The organism is Providencia sp. PROV048, assembly GCF_033688165.1.
GTDB classification, from domain to species: Bacteria; Pseudomonadota; Gammaproteobacteria; order Enterobacterales; family Enterobacteriaceae; genus Providencia; species Providencia hangzhouensis.
Genome location: NZ_CP096360.1, coordinates 1,267,747 through 1,294,612, shown reverse-complemented (window position 1 = coordinate 1,294,612; position 26,866 = coordinate 1,267,747). Strand labels below are relative to the sequence as shown.

Genomic DNA, 26,866 nt, shown 5'->3' with positions numbered 1-26,866 from the left:
ACTCTATGACAACGATGTCAACAAACACAACAACACCACCTAAAAAACGTTCTGAAGGTCTAAACCCTTATGTTCTTTTGTTTTTCATCTTAGTATTGGCAGGTATTGCAACGTGGATCGTTCCTGCGGGGCAATATGCATCAGAAACAAAAGTCATCACCATGGTAAAAGATGGTATAGAAACAAAAGTATCTAGTTCTTATACCATTCCCGGTAGTTATGAGCGCTTACCAGAACAACACGGTATTTTGCCAGGGCAAATTTTCACCTCAATTGCTGATGGTCTAATCAAAGCTGCTCCTATTATCTTTTTGATTATTTTCACTGGAGGTGCTTTACATCTTCTTGAGGAAACCGGGGCCATCAAAAAAGTACTCAATAATATCTCGCGCAGTAAAAGACTTAATGACTTTTTACTAATCAGTATATTCTTTGTCGTTTTTTCTATTTTAGGGACAACAGGGATTGTGGTTAACTCAATTATTGCATTTGTTCCTATCGGTCTTTTAGTCGCTAAATCCGTGGGAATGGACGACAAATTTGGTGCTGCTTTAGTCTATGTTGCGGCTTATTCGGGCTTTAATGCCTCAATCATGGCACCAATGACAGTGGGTTTATCTCAAGGTTTAGCCGACGTCCCGTTGTTATCCGGCCTCGGTTTTAGAATGGCTATTTATATTGCATTTGTTATCGCGGGTATTCTATTTTTAACGATTTATACCAAGAAATGCCGTAATAAAGGCATGATTCGTCCTGAGATTGAAATTAATACCGACGAACACCAAACCTCTAAAATTTCAGCTTTGCATGTCATTACTCTTTCCTATAGCGCATTCTGCTTAGTCGGATTTATTTTCGGTGCTGTTGAGTGGGGCTGGGGAGAAAAAGAGATGATGGCTATGTTTATCATCTTAGGCGTTGGCGTGGGTGTTTTAAACCGCATGTCTCCTAATACCATTGCAACAGGCTTCTTAAAAGGTTGTGCGGGAATGGTAGGTGGCGCGTTTATCGTTGGTATGGCACGTGCTATTGCTATCGTATTATCTGATGGGATGATTTTAGATACCATCGTTAATGCCATTATTTCAATGATGGATGGCTTACCGAAGACCTTATCTGCCCTTTCCATGTTCGCAACCGCGGCAATTATGCACTTCTTTATTTCATCAGGTTCTGGTGAAGCAGCAGTGCTTGTACCTATTTTCACGCCAATGGGCGATTTATTAGAAATCACTCGCCAAACGACAGTACAAACTGTATTGCTTGGAGAAGGGGTTGTTAACTGTATTAACCCAACCTCTGGAATTTTAATGGCTGTACTTGCAACGGCAAAAATTCCTTATACACAATGGGTGAGATTTATTTGGCCGTTAGTCTTCACATGGATAGCCATTTCTATTGTCGCTCTAATATATGCTGTAATGACAAATTTAGGCCCTATCTAAGACATCAATATTGAACAATTCAATATTCTCAGCACCGCTTCTTAGTGGTGCTTTTTTTAATTATGGCATCACAAATTAAATAATAAGTACAATAGCTGTATCCTTAGAAGCAAAAAATAAAGTAGCCAATTACAATCCGAATTAAAAACAGACAGAGTAAGGTAGGAATAGTATTATTAGCGCTATTATGCCTTTTATTCTATTTGAGATTGTATTGTGACTTCATTTGCTGACCTAAATGCGCTTTCTGCGGAACAACTCACTAACTTACAAGAGTTAGGCTACCTAAACATGACACAGATCCAAGCTGCCGCTCTTCCCCCTATACTTGCCGGAAAAGACGTCCGAGCACAAGCTAAAACGGGCAGCGGCAAAACTGCGGTTTTTGGTCTGGGTTTATTACAACATATTGACGCCAAATTATTTAAAACTCAGTCATTAGTTTTATGTCCAACTCGTGAACTGGCAGATCAAGTCGCCAATGAATTGCGCCGTTTAGCTCGCGCGATCCCTAATATCAAAATTTTGACACTCTGCGGTGGTGTGCCTTTCAGCGTACAACGCGACTCCCTTGCCCATGCAGCACATATCATTGTTGCCACACCGGGGCGTTTACTTGATCATTTAAATCGTGAAACAGTACAACTTGATGCATTGCAAACTTTAGTTTTAGACGAAGCAGACAGAATGCTCGATATGGGCTTTATGCCAGATATTGAGACCATAATTGATTACGCACCAATTAATAGACAAACATTATTGTTTTCAGCCACTTGGCCAGAAGAAATTGCACGAATTAGCCAGCAAATTCAAAATAACCCACAAACCATTGAAATCAATAGTGTTGATGAACTCCCGGCAGTTGAACAACAATTTTATGAAGTCGCTCGTCACGAAAAAATTGAATTATTACAAAAGCTCTTAAGCCGTGAACAACCCGCTTCTTGTGTCGTTTTCTGTAATACTAAGAAAGATTGCCAAGCCGTTTATGATGCCTTAACAGCCAGCAAACAAAGTGTCTTAGTGCTTCATGGTGACATGGAACAACGTGAGCGTGACCAAACTCTAGTGCGTTTTGCTAACGGAAGTAGCCGTGTGTTAGTGGCTACGGATGTCGCATCCCGTGGATTAGATATTAAAGCTCTCGAAATGGTGATTAACTATGAATTATCATGGGACCCTGAAGTGCATGTTCACCGCATCGGCCGAACTGCACGTGCCGGTGAAAGCGGTTTAGCAATTAGTTTATGTGCACCAGAAGAAGCCCAACGAGCCAATGCTCTAGAAGAAATGTTAAACATGAAGCTTAATTGGCAAACCGAACCGACAGGTTTACGAGTCACTCCGTTAGAAGCGACAATGATGACCTTATGCCTTGATGGCGGTAAAAAAGCCAAAATACGTCCTGGAGATATTTTAGGTGCTTTAACCGGAGAAGTTGGCCTCAATGGTGCCGATATTGGCAAGATTGTGATCCACCCTACCCATGCCTACGTCGCACTCAAACGTGAGGTTGCCGTACAAGCTTGGAAGCATTTACAGCAAGGAAAAATTAAAAGGAAATCCGTTAAGGCTAGGTTATTAAAATAATATGTGTGATTCGAGTTTCCTTCTGCACGATGTTAGTACGGAAGGAAACTCGATAATTTTCTTACTTTTCTATGATGTGGCGTTATTCTCTTGCGGCAAGGCAGATTTAGGTAATCCAAAAATCTTATCAAATGCCCAATTAAAAAAGAAAGTATAAATTGGGATAAAAATAATTAAGGCGAAGTCGAGTATTAACGCCTGTAAAAGACTAATTGATAACCACCATGCAATTAAAGGAATTAAAAAAATCACCAACGTTAATTGAAATAATATGGCGTGTACAAACCGGCGCCTAAAGGTTCTAATGCGTGATTTTTGTTTTGATTCCCAATATTCAAATGCGGTATTGAAAATAAAGTTCCAGCTCACTGCAATAGTCGTTATGACTAAAGCTAATGGGCCTGTTGTTTCCGCTGAATTACCGGAAAGAAAAGCCAATGCCAACGCTGAAATTAACCAACCAATAACCTCATAAGCTGTGACAAAAACAATTTTACGTTTAATCCCCTGCATTTTCCCACCTCCAAAAATATCATTATCAACAAGGTGGTAAAATAAATATAATTCAATGATAATAAAAGTCAGCTTCTATCAGTTTTATTGAAAGGTGAATAATGCCATTTAATAGTGACAACCTAACGATTTTTCTCACCGTGTTAGATAAAGGCTCATTTTCTGCGGCGGCTAGAGCATTGAAACGCGTGCCATCCGCAGTCAGTATGGCCGTGGCGAATCTAGAAGCTGAACTTGGATTTGAACTATTTGATAGACACACTAGAGAGCCTAAACCCACTGAAAAAGCGCTTTCATTAGCGCCCTATGCACGGCATATTGTGGCTAATTTATCACAACTCAATACTTTTTCTTTAGAGTTGACCCAAGGTGTCGAAAGTAAATTGACCATTGGTATTGCAGCAGGTATCAATGCCAATTTACTCTTTGATACTCTACATATTTTAAGCCAGCGTTATCCTTTACTGCATATTGAACTGATTACCGCACCTCAAGATGATCTTCTACCGTTATTACATGAACAGCAAATTCACCTTGCGATTGTCTTTGGCGGTTTAAATGTTAATTCTCAAGAGCAATTTCATTATATTGGCGAAGAATCAATTATTGCCACCATTTCGGCTAAACATCCCTCTTTACAAAATAAAACATCGCTCTATATCGAAGACCTTGTTGAAAGCCGGCAAATTATTATTGCGAGCCGCCAACGTGAATTGAGTGATATACGCATTCTAGTTTCCAGTAATTATTGGAAAACAGACAGTTTTTCTTTGGCTCTCGGTTTAGTCGAGAGTGGTATGGGATGGGGAAATTTCCCTTTGTCACTAATTAAAGATAAATTGAACGATGGCTCACTAAAACCCCTTGAGTTTAAAAATACCCCAAATGGCTTCAAACTGCCTATTCACGCGGTATGTTTGCAAGGTCATGTGCTTAAACGTGGTGCTCAAGAATGCATTGAATTACTGAAAAATAAGGCAATTTAAACCCTAAGTTATCTATTATTTCTACTTTTAATTCCATAAATAAAATTATTCTTGAATACATTAATTATTTTAAATCATTGACGAAAACGTTTGCTTTTTGTTTTGATGGCTATAAAATGCGTCGGATTTTTTTGGCCTGAAAAAAATAACTGGAGACAATCGTGCCTGACGATAAAAATTATAGCCATGGCCCCGTGCCCATATCAGCGCGGAAAGGCGGACTAGCATTAACCTTTGTGATGCTAGGTTTAACGTTCTTTTCCGCCAGTATGTGGACCGGAGGCGCTCTCGGTACCGGTCTTGATTTTCATGATTTCTTCCTCGCAGTTCTTATCGGTAATCTTCTTCTTGGTATCTACACCGCATTTCTTGGTTTTATTGGTTCTAAAACAGGCTTAACCACTCACCTTCTTGCTCGTTATTCTTTTGGTATTAAAGGCTCATGGCTCCCCTCTTTCCTATTAGGCGGCACACAAGTTGGCTGGTTTGGTGTCGGTGTTGCGATGTTTGCCATTCCTGTTGGTAAAGCAACAGGCTGGGATATCAACTGGTTAATTGGTATTTCCGGGGTCTTAATGACCGTTACTGTGTTTTTTGGTATTTCTGCTCTTACAGTTCTGTCAATCGTTGCTGTTCCTGCCATTGCGATACTTGGTAGTTACTCCGTTTACCTTGCTATCACTGATATGGGTGGAATGAGTGCATTGCAGGCTGTCGTCCCCGCAAAACCCATCGATTTTAACCTTGCGTTAGCCATGGTTGTAGGCTCTTTTGTGAGTGCAGGAACATTAACGGCCGATTTTGTGCGTTTCGGGCGAAGACCTAAAATTGCAGTACTTGTCGCTATTATTGCCTTTTTCCTTGGTAACTCATTGATGTTTATCTTTGGCGCCGCTGGCGCCGCATCATTAGGTATGGCAGATATCTCTGATGTGATGATTGCTCAAGGTTTGCTATTACCCGCAATTATCGTTTTAGGTCTAAATATTTGGACAACTAATGATAACGCCCTATACGCGTCAGGCTTGGGGTTTGCCAATATCACCGGCTTATCCAGCAAAACCTTATCCATTGTCAATGGACTGGTAGGAACGTTATGCGCACTGTGGTTATATAATAATTTTGTCGGCTGGCTAACTTTCTTATCAGCGGCTATCCCCCCTATTGGTGGAATTATCATCGCAGACTACCTCATGTACCGTCACCGCTACGAAACCTTTGACCGCAGTAAAATGCGTGATGTCAACATCAGTGCATTAATCGCTGTTGCCGCTGGGGTTATCGCAGGTAACTGGTTACCAGGTATTGTCCCTGTCAATGCCGTGCTGGGTGGTGCATTATGTTACGCTATCCTTAACCCATTATTAAATCGCCGCCATACTACTGATTCGGAGATGACCCGTGCTTAATCAAACTATCAAACATATCCATAATATCCGTTTACCCGAGCGTGATGGGCTGTGGCGTATTGATATCGACAACCAAAAAATTCAAGCTATCCTTCCACAACCTGAAGGCGAAATATTGCCAAACAGCTTAGACGGTGAAGGTGGTTTGGTGACCGCGCCCTTCGTTGAGCCACACATTCACTTGGATACTACTCAAACCGCTGGGCAACCAAGCTGGAACCAGTCTGGAACACTCTTTGAAGGCATTGAACGTTGGGCGGAGCGCAAAGCGATGCTTACCCACGAGGATGTTAAAAACCGCGCGTGGCAAACCCTTAAATGGCAAATTGCCAATGGTATTCAACATGTTCGCACCCATGTGGATGTGTCAGACCCAACATTAACCGCACTGAAAGCGATGTTAGAAGTAAAACAAGAAATCGCGCCTTGGGTTGATGTGCAAATTGTTGCTTTTCCACAAGAAGGTATTTTGTCTTATCCAAATGGCGAAGCCTTGTTAGAAGAAGCACTACGCCTTGGAGCCGATGTCGTTGGTGCTATTCCACATTTCGAATTTACTCGTGAGTATGGTGTAGAATCACTCCATAAAACGTTCGCTTTAGCACAAAAATATGACCGTTTGATTGATGTCCACTGTGATGAAATCGATGATGAACAATCCCGCTTTGTGGAAACTGTCGCAGCGCTAGCACATGCACAGGGGATGGGTTCTCGCGTCACGGCAAGCCATACTACTGCGATGCATTCATACAATGGCGCTTATACTTCCCGTTTATTTCGTCTGCTAAAAATGTCTGGGATTAACTTTGTGGCTAACCCGCTAGTGAATATTCACTTACAAGGCCGCTTTGATACTTATCCCAAACGCCGTGGGATTACGCGTGTGAAAGAGATGCTAGCCGCAGATATTAATGTCTGCTTCGGCCACGATGATGTTTTTGACCCTTGGTACCCACTTGGTACAGCTAATATGCTGCAAGTCCTGCATATGGGGTTACATGTTTGCCAATTAATGGGTTACCAGCAAATCAATGATGGGCTGAAACTGATTAGTGAGTACAGCGCACGTACGTTGAACTTGCAAGATTATGGTGTGAATGAAGGAAAACGCGCTAGTTTATTGATTTTACCTGCAGAAAATGGCTTCGATGCCGTGCGCCGTCAAGTTCCTGTACGTTATTCGGTTCGTGATGGTCAGGTGATTGCCAATACCCAACCTGCGGTAACCCAAATTCATTTAGAACAAACGGAAACAATCCGTTATGGATATACTCCAAAAATCTAACCATTAATTTTTAATTCCAAAATGGCTCTCTACAACAGTAGGTGAGCCAATTGTCTTATAGCTCATCATTAATTTAAATAAAACCAGCCCGAAGAACTAATCTTAATCGGATAAAAAGCAACTAATGACGTATTTCTTACACAAAATTCATTCCTATATACTAGACTTAATCCAATACTTATTGCAGAGCTTGAAAGCTTTGGTGAGCAAATAAACGTCTTATAAGAACTCCTTTTTTGGTTATAAGTGCCATTTCTAAGTATTAAGCGCAATTTCTATTGAAATTCAATGCGAACGTTTTATATTTTTTAGAGAGTTATCTGAAACTGGATTTGAGCTTTATTTATAGCAACAATAACGCTAATACACTGACTGTCATGCAGCGGTGGCCAATATTCCTGTTTTGCTGTACCGCGAATACGTCACAAATAAAGTTCTCTGAATCCCACTTTGAAAAAAATTGGAGATCAGATGAGTACTGAACAAGTCGTTAACCAAAAAAATACTATCGATTCTTGGCAACGCATTGCTGCTGAATTATTAAGTGAAGCTGGTATTAAAATTAATGGCTCCCGCCCTTTCGATATTCAAGTTCACAACCACCAATTCTTTAAACGAGTACTACAACAAGGCTCATTAGGATTAGGTGAAAGCTATATGGATGGTTGGTGGGATTGCGAACGTTTAGACATATTTTTCCAACATGTATTACGCCATAAGCTCGATAAAAAAATACCTCATAATTTCAGTGATACATTGAAAATTGCTGTCGCACGCGTTCGCAATTTACAAACCCTAAAACGAGCTCGCATTGTTGGAGAAGAACATTACGACCTCGGGAATGACTTATTTTCCCTGATGCTCGACCCTTATATGCAATATTCTTGCGGCTACTGGAAAGGTTTAGAAACGGTTCCTGAAAACCTCCCTCTTGCTCAAGAACAAAAATTAAATTTAATCTGCGAAAAACTGCAATTAAAACCAGATATGCGATTACTGGATATCGGCTGTGGATGGGGCGGGCTCGCTGCCTATGCAGCAAAAAACTATGGAGTTTCTGTCACGGGTGTCACTATTTCCGCTGAGCAACAAAAATATGCTCAAGCTCGCTGTGCAGGCTTAGATGTCGATATTAAATTAGACGATTATCGGAATCTCAACGACCAATTTGACCGTATTGTCTCTGTAGGCATGTTTGAGCATGTCGGGCCTAAAAACTATGCGACTTACTTTGATGTTATTCAACGCAATTTAAAAACTAATGGTTTGTTTTTACTTCACACCATTGGCTCTAATCAAAATAAAGTAAATGTCGACCCATGGACTAACAAGTATATTTTTCCAAACGGCTGCCTACCGTCTGTACAAAATATTGGCGAAACCAGCGAAGGCAAACTGGTCATGGAAGATTGGCATAATTTTGGTGCAGATTATGACCATACACTTATGGCGTGGTATTCCCGTTTTCAAGCGGCTTGGTCAGAGCTCGAAGATAATTATACGCCTCGCTTCAAACGCATGTTTTCTTATTATTTAAATGCTTGTGCAGGTGCATTTAGAGCGAGAGATATTCAATTATGGCAAATACTTTGGAGCCCACAAGGTGTGACCGGGGGCCTACGGGTTGCTCGCTAAGCTTTTGTCCTGAATATATATCTTTGTTAACCTTACGGGCTAGTTAAAGAGTCAATGTATTTTATTCAACCATTGATCAATAGCCCGTAAGCCTTGCTGGATATCATCCTTCAATTGGGTATCCGCCATTGGCTGCTGTTCTAATAATACGCAGCTTTGTACTGCATTTTGCATTCCCAAACTGGCACAACTGCTTTTTAACTGGTGAGCAAGGCGCTTTATTTGTTCTGCGTTACTTTCTGCTCGTGCAATGTCAATTTGATCGAGCAAAGGCAAGGAATGTTGTTTAAAAATACTCACCCATTCGCGAATTTTCTGGAATCCCATTAATTCGGCATCACTGGCAAGTTGTTGTAAATTTATAACTTCTCCCTGAACACCAGAATCAGACAATGTATATTCACCACCTGAAATATATTTAACAATTAATTGATTTAACATATCTCTTGGTACCGGTTTTTGAATGATACCGCGAAAAACTTGGCTGGTTCGTTGGCGCAATGTTTCATCAATCACATGAGCACTAAAACCAATCAAAATCAATGTAGGGTAAGTTTTCGCTATTTGTTTAGCCAAGGTGATACCATCGATGTCAGGTAAGCCAAAATCCACCAATGCCGCCGTAAATTGTTGACCAGCTTGTAGAGTCGCCAAAGCCTCAGCAGCAGAGCCAACAATGGTTACCTGAGCCCCACTGCGGGTTAACATTTCTCCACTGATTTTTTGAGTCAATGGGTTGTCTTCTATGAGTAATAAATTCACACCTCGCATGTCTAATGGCAGCTCAGCCGATTTACCCACTGGATGAGAGGTGATACATAGCGGCAATGTTAAACGAAAGCAGCTCCCGCTCCCCAACTGGCTACTAACCGTCAATTCACCTCCCATCGCTTGCGCTAGACTTGCACTAATTGTCAGCCCAAGTCCTGTACCACCCCGCTGGCTATCTACTTGCACAAATGGCTTAAAAATATCAGTAAATCGCGAGCTATCAATGCCACACCCTGTGTCTTCCACTTCAATAAACCAATATTTACCATAACGGCAACTACGCAAAGTGATTTGCCCCTTTTGAGTAAAGCGCAATGCATTACTGAGTAAATTCGTGATAATTTGTCGGATCCGTAGCGGGTCCCCTTGTAAAGCAATCGGCAAATCATCCGCAATATCTGCAACTAACTGAATAGCACTATTTTTATTACTGGCATTCATTAAATACAAAGTACTTTCTAATAACGGCTTGGGCTCAAAAGGCTCATCATTGATGGAAACATTTTGTCCCCCTGCTTCAATTGCGGAGTAGTCCAAAATGTCATTCAAAATTGCTAATAAAGATTCACCTGAGTCAGTAATCGCATATAAATCATCATGATATTGGTTAAGTGCTTTATTTTCTAATAACAGCTGCGCTGTCCCCAAAATCCCATAAAGAGGAGTGCGAATTTCATGGCTCATTGCCGCTAAAAATGCCGATTTAGCCTGATTGGCTTGTTCTGCTTCAGAACGAGCTTTGCGGTGCTCAACAACCATCACGCGCAATTCTGCCGTCCTCGCTTTGACTTCGTCTGCTAGCTGTTCACGCTGATTATTTAAGGCATGAACACTTTCACGAAATGCATCCATTAAACGGCCAATCGTATCAAGCTCTTTTACCCCTGCAGTTTCAGGAAATGCAGAGTCAATATCGCCCTCTAATAAGCGTTGAAGGGCTTGGGTTTGCTGTGCCAGCGGCTTTGTCACTAAACGATAAACCACTCGCCAAAGGATCAAGATAAGTGAGAGTAATGAGACAATACTCAATGCTAACAACCAATTCTGCCCTCGTTCACTGGCTTGTTTAAGTTGTCCCAATGCGGTTTGGTTACGAAGCTCAATGATGTCAACTAATTGCGCTACTTCACTACTAAAACGTGCAAATTGGTCAATATTATTTTGTGATAAAATCTGTAAACGTGTTGTGATGTCGTTATCTTGCCGGTACAACGCGATTAACTCGGTATAGCGCTTCACGCTATTTAACGCGTTTTCTACTTGGCCTCGCACTGCAGGGTCTTCAATATATTTTTGCCGACGTTGTAAGATTTTAACTGCAGAATTCAACTGTTTTTCTAATTCGGCCATATTGCGGTGGGGCTGGTTTGAACCTAAATTAAGTACCATTTGCTGTACACGCATCGCGCTTAATCGAAGCTCATTCATTTGGCTGGCATATTCAAGGTCAATATCAATTAGTTGATCAAGGGCTTGTTGTGCTTGTTCCCCTTGTTTCCTTTCAATAAGGTCGTAAATACTGACTTGAGTTGCTCCCGCTGAGGTGGCGGCATTGTTTGCCTGACCATGTGCCTTTTGGGCGATATCTCCCGCCGCTGTAATTATCTGCTGCCTTAATTGTTGCTGCTCTGCGCGCAGTTTTAACCGCTGCCCAACTAATTCACCCTGTTGGCTTAATGACTGAGCAATTTCTTTTTCTTGTTGTTCAATATTTTGTGTATTAAAGCCTTGTTCTCTTAATATTTTCAGTAAATTAGTGATTTTAAGGCTTTGCGCCGTTAACATTCGTCCTTGTGCTAACCAAATACTTTCGCTATCTGCATTTGTGAGATTTTGTGCAGAAAATAGCTCCCAAGCGCTCGCTTCACTCAGTTTGCCTTGCCATATTCATGGTTGGGATCAGAGCCTCGGTGTTGGCCTGTTCAACTTGGCTAACAAAACGTAAGTTGTACCACCCCACAAGGGTGCTAATAAAGGTCAATGCAGCCATCAACGCAAAGCCCATCCATAGTCGTCTAGTTAGTGATAAATTCACGGTTTGGTTAGCCTAAAAATTAAAATGGTTGAGTTAGCAGCAAGAATGCATTTAGGATAAAGGTTTCTGGTTTGTGAGGCTATCATGCGTGTATTGATTTTACTACTGTTCACATTTCACTCGTTGTTGAGCCTAGCAACGGCGCACGATAGCTCACTAATTCAGTGGCGTGACACACTGCATTTTGACCAGCAACCACATGATCCCGTTACCGCCACAAAAACATGGAAGTTGTGTGCGCTTTATCCTAGCCTAAAAGATTCTTATTGGTTATCAATTAATTACGGAATGCAAAAAGCGGCAAAACACTATGGCATTGACCTAAACGTATTAGAAGCCGGTGGATATAACCAACTAGCAACCCAACAAAAGCAAATTACACAGTGCCAACAATGGGGAGCAGATGCCATCTTACTAGGCAGTAGCACCACAACTTTTCCAAACCTTAGCCAACTGGTAGAAAATACGCCTGTCATTGAAGTCATCAATGCTACACACGATAAAACAATTAAAACCCGCGTTGGTGTACCTTGGTTTCAAATGGGTTATCAACCGGGGCGCTATTTAGTCCAATGGAGTCAAGGTAAGCCATTGAAAGTTTTACTTATGCCTGGCCCATTAAATGCCGGAGGCAGCCATGAAATGGAGCAAGGATTCCGAGAAGCTATTGCAGGTAGCCAAGTACAAATTGTGGATGTGGCGCAAGGAGATAACGACCTTGAGGTTCAACGCAATCTATTACATGAAATGTTAGAGCGTAACCCTGATGTCGATGTCGTCGTTGGCACTGCTATTGCTGCTGAGGCCGCAATGGGTGAAGGCCGAAACTTAACGAACCCATTGAATATTGTCTCTTTTTACCTTTCTCACCAAGTCTACCGCGGGTTAAAAAGAGGCCGAATTATTATGGCTGCCAGCGACCAAATGGTTTGGCAAGGTGAGCTAGTGATTGAACAAGCCATCAAAGTACTACAAAAGCAGCCGGTTCCAAACAATATAAGCCCGCCGATTTTAGTGCTTACCCAACAAAACGCAGATAGTGAACACTTACGCAACTCATTATCTCCAGGAGGCTTTAGGCCCGTATATCAATATACATCGGCGGCTAAAAAATAGCCTTCACCATGCTGAGTCACTAATAAATCCGCTTTGATTTTATGGCGTAAACGGCGAATAAGTACATCTATGGTACGTAAGTCAGGGTTATCAACTCGTCGGGCAGATAACATACGTAAAAGACGTTCTCGGCTTAAAATCTCCCGCGGGTTCGTCACAAAAGCCACTAGCATTTCATATTCAGCCCGTGTGAGTTTGATAGCCTGATGTTCAAATTCGAGCGTATGCATCGAAACATTTAGGCAATAGCCAGCAAACTGATAACAATTATCTTGTGAAACAACTTGAGCTTGCGAAGGCTTAGCAAGGTCAATTCGCCAAAGTAAATTTTTAACGCGAACGACTAATTCCCTGAGTTCCAAGGGCTTAGTAACATAGTCATCGGCTCCCATTTCTAAACCCACAATACGGTCAATTTGGTCACAGCGACCTGTGACTAAAATAATTCCTACCGTGAAACGCTCACGTAGTGCCCTTGTTAACATTAACCCGTTTTCATCTGGTAAATTAATATCCAACAGAATCAAGTCAACGGCTTGCTGGTCCATAATTTCGCGTAGCCCCGCGCCATTCCCCGTTACAGAAACACGATACCCTTCTTGCTCAAAGTAAGCCTGTAAGCGAGCCTGAGTAACGGGTTCATCTTCAACAACCACAATATGATGTGATGTCATTGATATACTCTCTTCTGTTCATATCTGTTCATATTTGCTCATATCTTGCCGTAAGCTGTTCATTCTGACTAGTACCGCTATTCATATTAACTCAATAAGATCGCCTGTATTAAACCATATAATTACAGGGGCTATTATGCGGAAACTCTGGAGAGCGTTGCGAAAACCAAGTGCTCGTTGGTCAATGCTAACGTTAATCGTTGTCGGGATTGCAGTAGGTGTTGCGTTAATCGTTGTCCCCCATGTTGGGATGAAAGTGACTAGCACCACTGAGTTTTGTGTCAGTTGCCATAGCATGGAACCCGTTTACGAAGAATATAAACAATCGGTACATTTCCAAAATGCATCTGGCGTACGCGCAGAATGCCATGACTGCCATATTCCCTCCGACCTTCCAGGCATGATTAAACGGAAACTCGAAGCAAGCAATGATATTTATCAAACATTTATTGCTCACTCGATAGATACCCCAGAAAAATTTGAAGCCAAACGTGCCGAACTTGCGGAACGCGAGTGGGCTCGCATGAAAGAAAATAATTCTGCTACTTGTCGCTCTTGCCATGATTATGACTCGATGGACCACGCCAAACAAAATCCAGAAGCAGCTCGCCAAATGCAAATCGCTGCGAAAGAAAATCAGTCATGTATTGACTGCCATAAAGGGATTGCCCATCAATTACCCGATATGAGCAGTGGCTTTCGTAAACAATTTGATGAGTTAAGAGCGAAAGCAAGTAGTGATGCTGATATTCTTTATTCACTTGATATTAAACCTCTTTATGCCAATAAAGGGGATAAAGACCCCGCTGGCTCGTTACTTCCTGCCTCAGAGGTGAAAGTCCTAAAACGTGATGGCGATTGGCTACAAGTTGAAATCACAGGGTGGACAGAAACCGATGGTCGCCAACGAGTTCTATCTGAATTCCCCGGCAAGCGAATTTTCGTAGCTTCGATACGTGGTGATGTTCAAGAAAATGTGAAAAATTTAGAAAGTACCGTCGTCGCTGCAACCGATACTTCATGGAGCAAACTGCAAGCGACTGCATGGATGCAGCAAGGTGATATGGTCAATGATATCAAACCGATATGGGCTTATGCAGACTCTTTATATAACGGGTCTTGTAATCAATGCCATGGTGCTCCAGATATTGCCCACTTTGATGCTAACGGTTGGATAGGCACATTAAACGGCATGATTGGCTTTACCAGCTTAGATAAGCGAGAAGAGCGTACCTTACTGAAATACTTACAAATGAATGCATCTGATACCGCAGGATCTTCACACGGTGATAACGGAGTACAGAATGAAAAATAATCCAACTTTTCAAGCTTCTCGTCGACACTTTTTGTTCCAGCTTGGCGGGCTCACTGTTGCGGGTATGTTAGGCCCTTCCCTATTAACACCACGTAAGGCTAACGCTGCAACAGCTGGAGAACAAACTGCGATGGTACAAGAAGGCATTCTAACTGGGTCACACTGGGGCGCAATTCGCGCTACCGTAGTTGATGGTCGTTTTATCGAAGCAAAACCCTTTGAACACGATAAATTTCCATCAAAAATGATTGCAGGATTGCCTGACCATGTGCATGGTACTGCCCGTATCCGTTACCCAATGGTGCGTGTTGACTGGCTACGTAAACGCCATTTAAGTGACACCTCACAACGAGGTGATAACCGCTTCGTACGTGTTTCTTGGGATGAGGCCCTTGATTTGTTCTATCAAGAATTAGAACGTATTCAAACAACTTATGGACCAAGTGGATTACTTACTGCAAATGGCTGGCAATCGACAGGGATGCTTCACAACGCTTCAGGTATGTTAGCCCGCGCCATTGCGCTGCACGGTAATAGTGTCAGTACTGGCGGAGACTACTCAACGGGTGCTGCACAAGTGATTTTACCTCGAGTTGTCGGGTCAATGGAGGTTTATGAACAACAAACCTCTTGGCCGCTAGTCCTTAAAAATAGTAAAACCATCGTATTATGGGGCTCTGACCTGATTAAAAACCAACAAGCTAACTGGTGGTGTCCTGATCATGACGTTTATGAATATTATGAACAACTGAAAGAAAAAGCCGCTAGTGGCGAGATAAAAGTCATCAGTATCGACCCTATAATCACCTCTACTCATGATTACCTTGGGCGTACCAATGTTCAGCATATTGCAATTAACCCGCAAGCGGATGTTCCACTGCAATTAGCCATCGCCCACACGCTTTACAGTGAAAACTTGCATGATAAAACCTTCTTAAAAGAATATTGTGTTGGTTTCGAGCAATTTGTTCCCTACTTAATGGGAAAAACAGATGGACAACCCAAAGATGCACAATGGGCGTCTGAAATTTGTGGCATTGATGCCGGCACAATCCAAGCCTTAGCCCGCCAAATGGCAGCAAATAGAACCCAAATCATTGCAGGTTGGTGCGTTCAACGCATGCAACATGGTGAACAATGGTCTTGGATGATTGTCGTTTTGGCTGCGATGTTAGGTCAGATTGGCTTACCGGGTGGAGGATTTGGCTTCGGTTGGCACTATAATGGAGCAGGAACCCCAAGCCGCCAGGGAATTATTTTAAGTGGTTTTTCCGGCTCAACCAAAGTGCCACCTATTCATGATAACAATGACTACAAAGGCTACAGCAGCACCATTCCTATTGCTCGTTTTATTGATGCTATTTTAGAACCAGGAAAAACAATCAACTGGAACGGTAAAGCAGTTAAATTACCTCCACTAAAAATGTGTGTGTTTGCTGGAACCAACCCATTCCACCGCCACCAACAAATTAACCGTATTATTGAAGGTTGGCGCAAACTAGAAACGGTTGTCTCTATTGATAATCAATGGACATCCACCTGTCGTTTTGCCGATATCGTATTGCCGGCAACCACACAATTTGAACGTAATGACCTTGACCAATACGGTAACCATTCAAATCGTGGAATTATTGCGATGAAACAACTCGTTGAACCGCAGTTTGAGTCACGTAATGACTTCGATATTTTACGTGACCTATGCCGCCGTTTTGGTCGTGAAGAAGCCTTTACTGAAGGTTTGGACGAAATGGGTTGGATAAAACGCATTTGGCAAGAAGGCAGCCAACAAGGAAAAGGCCGTGGTATCCATTTACCCTCCTTCGATACGTTCTGGGAAAAAGAAGGCTATGTGGAATTTGAACATCCACAAATGTTTGTTCGTCATCAAGCATTTAGGGAAGATCCCGACTTAGAACCTTTAGGGACACCGAGTGGTTTAATTGAAATTTACTCAAAAACTATTGCTGATATGCAATATGATGATTGCCAAGGTCACCCAATGTGGTTCGAAAAAGCAGAACGCTCTCATGGTGGTCCAGGTTCAAAAAAATGGCCACTACATTTGCAATCCGCACATCCCGATTTTCGTTTACACTCACAATTGTGCGAATCCCCTGTATTACGTCAATATTATTCTGTGAGTGGCAAAGAGCCGGTCTTTATTAGCCCTCAAGATGCGAAAGCTAGAGGCATACAAAATGGTGATATTGTTCGTGTTTTCAACGACCGCGGGCAAGTGTTAGCAGGAGCCGTAGTTTCTGACTTATATACAGAAGGCGTTGCTCGTATCCATGAAGGAGCTTGGTATGACCCGACTAAGGGTGGAGAAATCAATTCCCTGTGCAAATACGGAAACCCAAACGTATTAACGCTTGATATTGGAACCTCTCAATTAGCGCAGGCCACCAGCGCACATACCACCTTAGTGGAGATAGAAAAATACACAGGACAAGTGGATAACGTCAATGCATTCGATGGGCCAATTGAAATGGTTGCTCAATGTGAATATGTTCCTGCATCACAGGTGAACAAATGACAAAACAAATCACTTTGTCGCCAGAACAAATAGCATGTGTTTATGCATGGCTAGCACAATTGTTCTCACGTGAATTAGATAATGCAACGTTAGCACAGATTCAATCTAGCGAAATGATGGATTGGTTTACGACTATCGAGCAGGAACCTGTTTTAACTTCGCTAATTCAAGAGGTTAAAACAAAAATCAAAGCGCTAATGATGCGAAATGATGCTCAGCTCGAATTAGCCGCCGACTTCTGTAGCTTATTTTTAATGTCTGATAAGCAATCAGCTTTACCTTACGCCTCAGTTTATCCAAACTGTGAGCAAGGTAATGAACAAATTAAGTACTTATTAGCCGAGGCTGGAATGGAAACTAATGAGGCATTTAGAGAGCCTTCTGATCATATTTCAATTTTTTTAGAGCTATTAAGTCACTTACATTTTTCATTAAATGAAGCCCATTTGGACCAAGAAAAAGTAAGGCAATTGCGCCTAAAAACCTTGTCACTTTTACTGCAATGGCTACCAATATTTAGCCAAAATTGCCAACGGTATGATGAGTTTGGTTTTTATGCCGCTTTGAGTCAACTGTCGTTAGCACTAGTTCAATGGGATAAGCAAACCTAGCAGATGCCATTTAAATAATTTATATATTATTCAACTATTATTAAATAAAGGGATATTGATAAATAATATCCCTTTTAAATCTGAGTCATAACACCTGAGTTACTGTAAAGAAATAAGTTTTTCACGGCTCAGCCCAGTGCTTTTCATTATTATCTCAATACTAACTCCTTGTTCCAAAAGATTCCGCGCCGTTGTTATATTTGCCTCTTCTTTGCCTTTTTGAAATCCTTCCTGCAGCCCTTCTTGTCGTCCTTCTTGTCGTCCTTCTTGTCGTCCTTTATCTTGCAATCGTTGCGCAATATTCATGATTGTCTCCTTATGCTTTTCTGTTTGTTCCCCTAAAATTTGAATAACTTGTTCAAAATTATGCGAGTCTAAGGCAATAAACAAATAATTGAGGATAGTTATGATGTCGTTGTCACTATGCAAAAAAACTTTGGTTTTATTAAGAGGGTGTCAGACCGGGTTGTACCACACTATAAATTTGTTTTTTCAATTCCCCTTGCTTAGCCAACTGGTAAACATGTGAAGCAACATCCGCGCGCATCACTAAACCATGAACTTCAACCTCTTGTTGAAGAACTGCTTTTCCCGTTGGTTCACCATGTAATAACCCACCAGGGCGAACAATCACATAATCTAACGAGCTAGTTTGTAGCCATGATTCCGCAAGGGATTTTTCTCTCACTGCCTGACCAAACGCAGCGCGTGACCGAGCAGATAAATAAGGCCATGAATCTCCACAGCCTAATGACGTAACTAACACCATGCGAGATATACCCGCTTGCTCGGCACAATCAATCACCGTACGGTGAGCTAAATAATCTTGCGTACCTCCCATGGTTGAAATAACTGTGGCATTTGTTCCTGCGGCATGGCATGCAGCTTTAACCACCTCGCTATCACAAGCATCGCCGATGAAAACTTGCCCCCCTACAGCCTCTAACGCTGCTGCAGATTGCCTATTACGTACAACTACGATGACAGGATGTTTCTCTGCTATTGCCAACTGAGCAATCTGATGGCCAACACCTTTTCCACCAGCGCCAAAAATTAACCATGGTGCCATTACTTTATCCCTTAGCATTTTGAGTAAATATTAATCTAATAGTGATCGGTAAAAACTAAATTACCACACCATTAATGATAATGCGCCTTATTTTCATTTGCTATTTTAATTTATTTAGCCCGCCATTGACTAGCACCGATGATGAAACAATAAACAACACTAACTTTAATGTTTTTTATGTAATTCTTTTAATCAAACACATTAAAATGTGACTAGTTTAACTTTTTCGTTAAAAAATACTTATCATAAAAATTGATAAACCAACAAATTAATTACAAAAATAAATCGTAATATCAACAACTAACAATGAACGAAATACTACCATCCTATTGATACCCATAATAATTTCAATGTTAATGCGAAGAATTATCATTTGCATTTATATTATTATTTGATTTAATACCTACCGCCATATATATGCGAAATAATAATTTCCTAATCAATAGTATCGTTAATATCTTTAATAAAAATGGAGTATTTCGATGAAAAAGTTAACTATTATCGCCCTAGCATTCGCCACTAGTGGGGTCACTTTTGCCGCTTCTGCTGAAGTCGGTTTTGACCAAAGCCAATCTTTCAATCCAAATGAACCTTCCATACGCGTTGGTAAAACAGAAGGCACTGGTGGTGGCCATGCCGGCGCTATCGGTGATCCCGGTATTGGTGTGCAAACTGTATATGGTGGAAAAATCATTTCATTCTCAGGGCTAACAAAAATGGCGCCAAAAAAACAGGGAAATGAAGCGCATGTGATTTCCATGCCTAATAGCCCTGGTTCACATAACAAAATGGGCGTATTTAACTTTGCCAAAGTCGCGGATGCTGAGGTGTACTTCGGTGAATGGTCATCGACAGGGCAAGTTAATGACGCCACACACACGGCTTACTACTCAGGTAAAGACATCACCACCAATATGCCAACAGCGGGCACTGCTGAATACTCTGTTAAAGGAATAAGCCAATATAACGGAGGCGCAATGGCCGCAGGTACCCTGACAGCTAACTTTGGTACTAAATCTTTAGCAGGGAATATTGGTGCAACGAATATTGATGCCACCATTAAAAATAATGCGACCTTCGCAGGAGATGCGACACTTAATGGCGCATTAGGTGAAACCCGCGGCCACTTTTTTGGCGACCAAGCTAAACATATTGCTGGGGTAACTGAATTTAGCGACCACAGTAAAGATATGGCCTTTGGGGGAAGCCGTGGGAATATTTCCCAGTAACCCGTAGATCAATCTCGGTGGCCGCAACAAAGCATCACGCGTTGCTGGTCACCGCCCTTTATTACCGAAGCTAACCCTATGCAATATCTTTTATTAGCCCTTGCTATCATGGTTCCAATGGTCGTGCCCTCTGCATTTTCAACCAGTTTGGATACAGACCGTGAACAGTTGTTATGGCAAAAAGACAAACAAAATTATCGTGAAAAAAGTGCTGTCGTTCCTAATAAAGATCAATGGCTACTTCCTGATGGCCTATCCATTAATTTGAATGGGGAAAACTATTCCCTTGAAAATAATGCGCAAGACCTAGGCCAAGCTATTTACCTAGCAATCAACCATCGACAATTTCAAGATGTACAACGCTTATTACCTCGCTACCAACAGCTAGCTGATGCAGACCCATTGCTTATTTTATTTGCAAAGGCTGAGCTCGCTAAAGCGCAAGGCCATTACCCTGAAGCAATTACTTATTATCACCAAATACTGGCCCTTTCCCCAAAGTTTCTTCGCATTAAATTAGAACTCGCTCGAGCCTATTTTGAAGATAATCAAAATAAAGAGTCATTGGCTTTATTTCAGAATTTAATTCACGATGAAACACTTGCATTACCCGCCAGTGTAAAGCAGACCATTCAACAATTTATTCGCGCTATCGAAAACCGCACAGCTTGGAGCGGTAGTCTCTCTTTCGGTTATAAAAATAACAGCAATATTAACCAAGTCCCTGATAAAAATAAAATTTGGGAAGTACCAGGTGGCACATTAAAAATGGACAACCCCATCGCGTCGTCAGGGCTCACCTATGACGCGAGCCTGAGTAAAATAATTCCTATCTCTGGCCATCATTCATTGCAAATCAAGGGGACATCCTATGGCGACCGCTATCCTCACTATGCCGAATTTAGTGAGAATACCACCTCTTTAGCTACTTTATACCGTTTTAATGATGCGAATACCACTGTCGCCGCTGGCCCATTAATTGAATTAAAAACAGTCAATGAAAAGCGTCGTTATTTAGGGATGGGTGGCAAAATTGAAGCTGATTATCAATTCAGCCCAAACATGATCCTCAGTATGTCCGCGGATCACCAACAGCTTCATTACCAAAAACCGTATGACAGTGCCGATGGCAATCGAAGTAGCCTACACCTAACGGGTATCTACGGTATTACCACCGATACTTCCATCTTTTTGGGAGCAGATGCAACCCGTCTCACGACCGAAGTTCGTAGCGATGATTATGACCAGTTGGGTGTCCGAGGCGGCTTCTATACCGTGCTTACACCTGATGTGCATTTATTAGCGCTAGCCACCTATCGAGAAAGCCAATTTCAAGCCTTCAATTACCTCCTGAATGTGAAACGCCATGATCGTGAAGCTATGTATTTTGCGCGGCTCAATTTTCCCACTTATTCATTATTCACATTTACGCCTTATACCAGTTATCGCTTTCGTAACAATCGCAGTTCCGCAGATGGAATTTACACCTATCACCAGCACGAAATTTCTATTGGGTTAGAAACCCGTTTTTAAGCGTTATGGCACAGAGAAAAACACTATGCATAAATACAAATTAACACCTATTACGACAGCAATTATTACCGCCCTCTTTATTCCATCGATTGCTTTAGGGGAAAAAGAAGAACACATTGGCACCATTACTGTTCAAGATTCAGCAAAAACCATCAAAGAGCGTGATCAACAAGGCTACGATGACCAATATGATGCAAAAGGCTCTAAAATTTACTTAGGGAAAGACCTTGTTGAACGTTATAAAGGCACCAGTACTGCAGATGTGCTAAATAGTGCAGTTGGTGTCTATAGCGGTGATGCGAGAAACAGTGGTGCGTTAGACCCCAATATTCGAGGCATTCAAGGGCAAGAACGCGTCCCTGTGACGGTCGATGGTACCGAGCAATCACTCACAGTTTACCGGGGTTACAATGGGGCAAATAACCGCAACTATATAGACCCAAACCTTATAAGCAGTATCGAAGTTGAAAAAAGTGGTTCCCTTACAGGCGATATAAAAACCTCTGTTGGTGGTGGAATAGCCATCAGAACCCTAGGGATAGATGATGTTGTCGCCCCCGATGAAAAATTTGGTGTTAGCTTGAAATTAGAGACTAGCAGTAATTCTACACGGGAACGTATCCCACGTTTTGGTTATGGCGAGGATTATCGTGATCACCCAGAGATTTATAAAAATAATAACTCTGTATTCTCCGATCCTGTCGTCAACATCACACCAAAATCCCGAGGAAGTGCGCAATTTTTCAATTTTAAAGATAATGGCGGAAGGATCGCAGTTGGAACTCGACAAGAAAAATTCGATTTAATGGCCGCCTATGCTTATCGCCGGCAAGGCAACTATTTTGCAGGGAAAAATGGCGCTCACCGTTATAAGGAATCCGTTCAACTAAATGAACAACAAACAGTGCAGCAACAACTTGGCCCAGACCCTTACTTACCTTTTGCCGCGAATGTATTTCGCCCCGGAAAAGAAGTGACTAATACCTCTAATGAGCTGGAATCCTATTTAGTCAAAACAAATTTATATCTCACTGAAAACCAAACATTACACTTTGGCTTTCGCCGGAGTGAAAGTACCTATGGTGAAATTATGCCTTCACGTTTAGGATTTGCTGAGCTGGAAGGAAAACAAGTATTACCACAATGGCCATTAGCTCACTTTACGGTCAATGCCTATAATGCCGAATACAAATGGAAACCCGAAGATAATCAATGGATTGACCTAAATGCGAATATCTGGATGACGCATTCCGTAGGAGATACCAATACCTCTGGCGGCTACCCTCGAGAGCCTAAAGAGCGTGACTGGGCCTTTGAGTATGGCTATGGCGATGGCAAAGATCCTAACATTGATGGCACTTTAATTAATACAGCCGCAACTAACTCCGAAAATGATCGTATTGGTTTTAATTTACGCAATACCATGGCGCTCACCCCCGATCTTGATTTAACCATTCGCGGTTCAATGCTCAAAGAAAAATTAGACTCAAATGACGTTCCACCATCGCAAACTGCTAGCCCGTTTATTGCCCTTCCACGTAAAGGTCGTCGGCAAGAAACCAGTATTGCCTTTAACTTTAACTATCGCCCAACGAGTTGGTTGGAATTGGATGCGGGTGCAAAATATATTGATGGTTGGACGGAGGATGACTACTTAAAGGAGCAAATGCGCAAGCGCACCAAAGGTTTTCAAAACCCCAATGAGCGCCTCGCTAAACAGATCAATTACAACCGTATTTTAACCCAAGATGAATACAATAAAGCAATTGAAAATGGCTACCAACCCTTCAATGGTGGCTATAGGAATAAACAAATATTACTCAAAACGATAGGGCTTGAAGACACGAATTATACTGTTTTCATCACCAAGAGAAAGAGCTCTCAACATCCAGAAGAAAATGGCGTTTTAGATGTCAATTTCCGCACGGAATGGAAATCAGATAAAGACGGACGCTATACGACAAAAACGAACCCTTTCCATAACGGCACTTTTGACTCCCAAGCACGCGCAGTCGACCCAGTAACGGGGAAAGAAGTTTATGTCTATGGCGCAAGTTATTCACACCCTTCAGATGATATCGAGCGAAAACTCACAGAAGAAGAAAAATGGAAATTCTCAGGCAAACAAAAAAGCCATGGCTGGGCGCCTGCTTTTGGTGCCAATGTTTGGTTGTCTGATAACGACCGCGTTTATGCGCGTTACATCGAAACGGTACGCTTACCAAGTATTTTCGAAAATAGCATTGGGTTTGCTGGGGAAAGTGAAGCTCGCAAAGAGAAAATGTTATTCAAACCCGAACGTGCAAAAACCTTTGAATTTGGTTATTCACGTAATTTACAAGGGTTACTCGGTGCTGAGCGCCACGCTGATGTGAAAATAGGCTATTACCATACGGTCATCGAAAATGCATTTGACCGCGATGGGCGTCTTAATTTTGTTCAAGTAAAAGAACATAAAACTGCAGGGATTGAAGCCTTGGCTCGCTACGATAATGGTGGGGTATTTATGGATATTGGTGTTGATTACCGCCTCAAAAATGAGGTTTGTGATGACTCCGCACCCGCTAATTTGGACCCAACTAACCGTTATAATATATCTCAATGCACTACCGCAGGTTTCCCCGGTGGCTTTTTACGCACACAATTACAGCCTAAATATGCGATTAACTCCAATCTCGGCATGCGTTTTATGGATGAAACTCTCGAGGTGGGAACACGCTTACGTTATACCAGCAGTGTGCAAAATAAAGATGAACGGAAACTAATGCAGCAATTTCCAGGAAGTTATTCAATGGCGAATAATAGCCCAATGCACTGGACCCCGACCTTTACAGCGGATGCCTATGCCAGTTACCAAATTGATAAAAATATCAATGTCGAATTCTTAGTAACCAACTTAACTGATCGTTATTATATCGACCCACTGACACGTAGTATGATGCCAGCCCCGGGCCGCACACTACGCTTAGGATTAAATGCGCAATTTTAGATAAATACTGCTGATTTACCGCTCTATAAATATCCGCTGCTAACTTTTAGTTGGAGTGGATATTTATCACTTTAGTATCAGAAAAATAACCGCATAATAGTTTCATCAAATTCATCTTGCTCAACAACAGAAAAGCCAAATTGTTCAAAAAAAGGTTTCATGATGTCATTACCTTCGACATAGCAAATTGATACGGACTTATATTTGCCCAAATTTTTAATTTCCTCGAGAACTAGCGGAATAGCCTTAGAACCAAAACCTTTTCTTTGATGTTTTATATCAATCATCAATTGATCAATAAACACCTCTTCAGGCCTACCATTTTCATGGTTTGAATAATATTGAACAAAGCCAACAGGCTCATCATCAACATAGATACCTCGATTAATATAATAATCAAAAAATTTTGAGGCTGAGATTGACTCTGAGTTAAGAGCGACAAAGTCTTCCTGCTCTTTGGTTATTTCGAGACATATGATATCCACCCAATTGTCTTTGGTGATATCTTTTAGGGTAATGGCCATAAACACCTTACTTTAGATTTACCGATTACAATACCGTTGTGATAAAAGGATGACTCACCATAAATTAACAATAAATACTTTTTTGTTCGCGCCATTCGTGCCTTTGTATTTTTTGAGATGCTATAAACAAATAGCAGTTGATATGTTACGGATAACATTAATATCAGCATTTAGACTAAAATAAAATTTCGACTCATTTATTGCTTTCTAATTAATGAATATTCAGAATTGCGATCCAAGTCAAATATCACCGCCAAATACAATATTATTGTAATTTATCAAATTTTTTTGAAAGGAAAGCAAAAAAAACGCACTAGTCTATTAAACTAATAATTAAATTTAAATCAGATTAAAGTAGAACTTAAAACCCAAAAATACAACAACAAAACCCAGCAACTCCTCAATTTTCACCATTATGCAAACTCAATAAAAATAAAACCTTTTCATATAAAAATACATAAAACCTGAACAACCTCACATTTATTAGGTATTTGATAACTCTTCGCATTAATGCATATGAAAATAAAAATTACTTATGAAACAACATGTTAAAAATTTAATAAATTTTTGTATCGCACTGAAAAATAAAAACATTTTTAATATTGAAATGCAAAAAACAATTCAAAGACTCCATTTTTATTAATTATTTTAATTTATTGATTTTAACCATGCCTTTTCGGCATGGTTAAGAGACTTTCGGAATATTGTCAGGAAAATAGTTTCATGGATAGTATGAATACGAAAATGATGCATTTTTATTATAAATATATACGAATAACTCTTAAAACATTTCCAATGAAAGGTAACACTATGGGTATATTAAAAGATAGTAAGTTGCTTTTGGTTAGCTTACTTATCATTCTTCTTTCGGAAGCTATAGGGCAAATTAAAATCAGTTTAGTCATGGTTTTTCCAATGCTTTATTCCATGTTGATGGGTGGTATTATCAGTTTTCCAAAATTCAAAATTCTCAGCGAAAAAAACATGGCACACGCTAGCTCTATAATGAGTGTCGCGTTAGTTATCTTAATTGCAAAATTAAGCACCTCCGTTGGTGCATCTTGGGAAAAAATTATTCAAGCCGGTGGCGCATTAATCTTGCAAGAAATCGGTCACTTTATCGGTACCATTTTACTCGGTTTACCACTTGCTATCATGTTAGGCATGGGCCGTGAAGCTGTTGGTGCGACCTACTCTATCGGTCGTGAACCTAATATTGCCATTATTGAAGCCAAATATGGTTTAAGTTCACCAGAAGGCCGCGGTGTTATGGCAATGTATATTTGCGGAACATTGTACGGAGCCGTTTGGATGGGCATCATCGCCAGTGTTATCGCTGGACTCGATATTATGAGCCCTCTCGCTTTAGCAATGGGAGCCGGGGTCGGAAGTGGCTCGATGCTAGCTGCGTCAGTCGCACCATTATTGGAGCTTTATCCTGAACACGCTGCGGATATTCAAGCATTTTCATCCTCCGCAAACTTGATGTCTTCAGTATTAGGTCTGTACATCTATATTTTCTTCTCCTTACCGTTTGCCTCTTTCTTATACAACAAGTTGAAAAGAAAACGTGCAACAGCATCAGCAGATACAGAATAAGG

At 41.2% G+C, this 26,866-nt stretch carries 19 protein-coding genes and 1 pseudogene; 14 read left to right on the top strand and 6 right to left on the bottom strand.

Annotation, left to right across the window (positions count from 1 at the left end; genetic code table 11):
• Positions 1–5 precede the first annotated feature (5 nt).
• Positions 6–1,445 (top strand): YfcC family protein, encoded by a 1,440-nt coding sequence (locus M1F26_RS05505; RefSeq protein ID WP_227528912.1) that lies wholly within the window; start codon positions 6–8, stop codon positions 1,443–1,445.
• Positions 1,446–1,661: 216 nt separating this feature from the next.
• Positions 1,662–3,035, top strand: a complete 1,374-nt coding sequence (dbpA, locus tag M1F26_RS05500) for an ATP-dependent RNA helicase DbpA (protein ID WP_140171121.1) — start codon at positions 1,662–1,664, stop codon at positions 3,033–3,035.
• A 69-nt stretch (positions 3,036–3,104) separates the two neighbouring features.
• On the opposite strand, the gene M1F26_RS05495 is transcribed toward dbpA, so the two are convergent.
• Positions 3,105–3,548 (bottom strand): PACE efflux transporter, encoded by a 444-nt coding sequence (locus M1F26_RS05495; protein WP_004262335.1) that lies wholly within the window; start codon positions 3,546–3,548, stop codon positions 3,105–3,107.
• A gap of 101 nt (positions 3,549–3,649) precedes the next feature.
• Between M1F26_RS05495 and M1F26_RS05490 the strand changes: the two genes are divergently transcribed.
• From M1F26_RS05490 to cfa, 4 genes are all read left to right on the top strand, one after another.
• Entirely contained in the window at positions 3,650–4,534 is an 885-nt protein-coding gene (locus M1F26_RS05490) for a LysR family transcriptional regulator (RefSeq protein ID WP_140171123.1), read from the top strand.
• Positions 4,535–4,695: 161 nt separating this feature from the next.
• The gene (codB, locus tag M1F26_RS05485) at positions 4,696–5,943 is read left to right on the top strand and encodes a cytosine permease (RefSeq protein WP_004262339.1); all 1,248 of its coding nucleotides are present in this window, start codon (positions 4,696–4,698) and stop codon (positions 5,941–5,943) included.
• Positions 5,936–7,228 carry a cytosine deaminase gene (locus M1F26_RS05480; RefSeq protein ID WP_140171125.1) on the top strand — a complete coding sequence of 431 codons (1,293 nt, stop codon included), beginning with the start codon at positions 5,936–5,938 and terminating at the stop codon, positions 7,226–7,228. The genes codB and M1F26_RS05480 overlap by 8 nt, the downstream gene beginning before the upstream one ends.
• A 471-nt stretch (positions 7,229–7,699) precedes the next feature.
• Entirely contained in the window at positions 7,700–8,863 is a 1,164-nt protein-coding gene (gene cfa, locus M1F26_RS05475; RefSeq protein WP_140171127.1) for a cyclopropane fatty acyl phospholipid synthase, read from the top strand.
• Between the two features lie 51 nt (positions 8,864–8,914).
• Here the strand turns inward: cfa and torS are convergent.
• Positions 8,915–11,669: pseudogene (gene torS / locus M1F26_RS05470) on the bottom strand (TMAO reductase system sensor histidine kinase/response regulator TorS).
• 84 nt (positions 11,670–11,753) lie between these two features.
• On the opposite strand from torS, the gene torT reads away from it, so the two are divergent.
• Complete coding sequence (gene torT / locus M1F26_RS05465; protein ID WP_094961310.1) at positions 11,754–12,785, top strand: TMAO reductase system periplasmic protein TorT; 1,032 nt, start codon at positions 11,754–11,756, stop codon at positions 12,783–12,785.
• Here torT and torR read toward each other — a convergent pair.
• Positions 12,758–13,459, bottom strand: coding sequence for a two-component system response regulator TorR (gene torR / locus M1F26_RS05460; protein WP_004262356.1), 702 nt, complete (start codon positions 13,457–13,459; stop codon positions 12,758–12,760). The two genes, torT and torR, sit on opposite strands and share 28 nt — an antisense overlap.
• Before the next feature lie 136 nt (positions 13,460–13,595).
• Between torR and torC the strand changes: the two genes are divergently transcribed.
• From torC to torD, 3 genes are read left to right on the top strand one after another with little or no spacing between them, the layout of a single operon-like run.
• Positions 13,596–14,774 (top strand): pentaheme c-type cytochrome TorC, encoded by a 1,179-nt coding sequence (torC, locus tag M1F26_RS05455; protein WP_140171129.1) that lies wholly within the window; start codon positions 13,596–13,598, stop codon positions 14,772–14,774.
• Positions 14,764–17,310 carry a trimethylamine-N-oxide reductase TorA gene (gene torA, locus M1F26_RS05450; RefSeq protein WP_140171131.1) on the top strand — a complete coding sequence of 849 codons (2,547 nt, stop codon included), beginning with the start codon at positions 14,764–14,766 and terminating at the stop codon, positions 17,308–17,310. The genes torC and torA overlap by 11 nt, the downstream gene beginning before the upstream one ends.
• Positions 17,307–17,921, top strand: coding sequence for a molecular chaperone TorD (gene torD, locus M1F26_RS05445; RefSeq protein WP_140171133.1), 615 nt, complete (start codon positions 17,307–17,309; stop codon positions 17,919–17,921). The genes torA and torD overlap by 4 nt, the downstream gene beginning before the upstream one ends.
• A gap of 99 nt (positions 17,922–18,020) precedes the next feature.
• Here torD and M1F26_RS05440 read toward each other — a convergent pair whose 3' ends face one another.
• Together M1F26_RS05440 and M1F26_RS05435 are read right to left on the bottom strand one after the other, a co-directional pair.
• Positions 18,021–18,227 carry a hypothetical protein gene (locus M1F26_RS05440; RefSeq protein WP_227528911.1) on the bottom strand — a complete coding sequence of 69 codons (207 nt, stop codon included), beginning with the start codon at positions 18,225–18,227 and terminating at the stop codon, positions 18,021–18,023.
• Positions 18,228–18,366: 139 nt separating this feature from the next.
• On the bottom strand, positions 18,367–18,990 hold the full coding sequence (locus tag M1F26_RS05435; RefSeq protein WP_140171137.1) for an SDR family oxidoreductase: 624 nt from the start codon (positions 18,988–18,990) through the stop codon (positions 18,367–18,369).
• A gap of 482 nt (positions 18,991–19,472) precedes the next feature.
• Between M1F26_RS05435 and M1F26_RS05430 the strand changes: the two genes are divergently transcribed.
• From M1F26_RS05430 to M1F26_RS05420, 3 genes are all read left to right on the top strand, one after another.
• Entirely contained in the window at positions 19,473–20,219 is a 747-nt protein-coding gene (locus M1F26_RS05430; protein WP_140171138.1) for a Slam-dependent surface lipoprotein, read from the top strand.
• A gap of 78 nt (positions 20,220–20,297) precedes the next feature.
• Positions 20,298–21,752 carry a porin family protein gene (locus M1F26_RS05425; protein WP_140171140.1) on the top strand — a complete coding sequence of 485 codons (1,455 nt, stop codon included), beginning with the start codon at positions 20,298–20,300 and terminating at the stop codon, positions 21,750–21,752.
• Positions 21,753–21,777: 25 nt separating this feature from the next.
• Entirely contained in the window at positions 21,778–24,741 is a 2,964-nt protein-coding gene (locus M1F26_RS05420) for a TonB-dependent receptor domain-containing protein (protein ID WP_140171142.1), read from the top strand.
• Between the two features lie 77 nt (positions 24,742–24,818).
• Here the strand turns inward: M1F26_RS05420 and M1F26_RS05415 are convergent, their stop codons facing one another.
• Entirely contained in the window at positions 24,819–25,265 is a 447-nt protein-coding gene (locus M1F26_RS05415) for a GNAT family N-acetyltransferase (RefSeq protein ID WP_140171143.1), read from the bottom strand.
• An 810-nt stretch (positions 25,266–26,075) separates the two neighbouring features.
• On the opposite strand from M1F26_RS05415, the gene M1F26_RS05410 reads away from it, so the two are divergent.
• On the top strand, positions 26,076–26,864 hold the full coding sequence (locus M1F26_RS05410) for a DUF3100 domain-containing protein (RefSeq protein ID WP_036958500.1): 789 nt from the start codon (positions 26,076–26,078) through the stop codon (positions 26,862–26,864).
• Positions 26,865–26,866 lie beyond the last annotated feature (2 nt).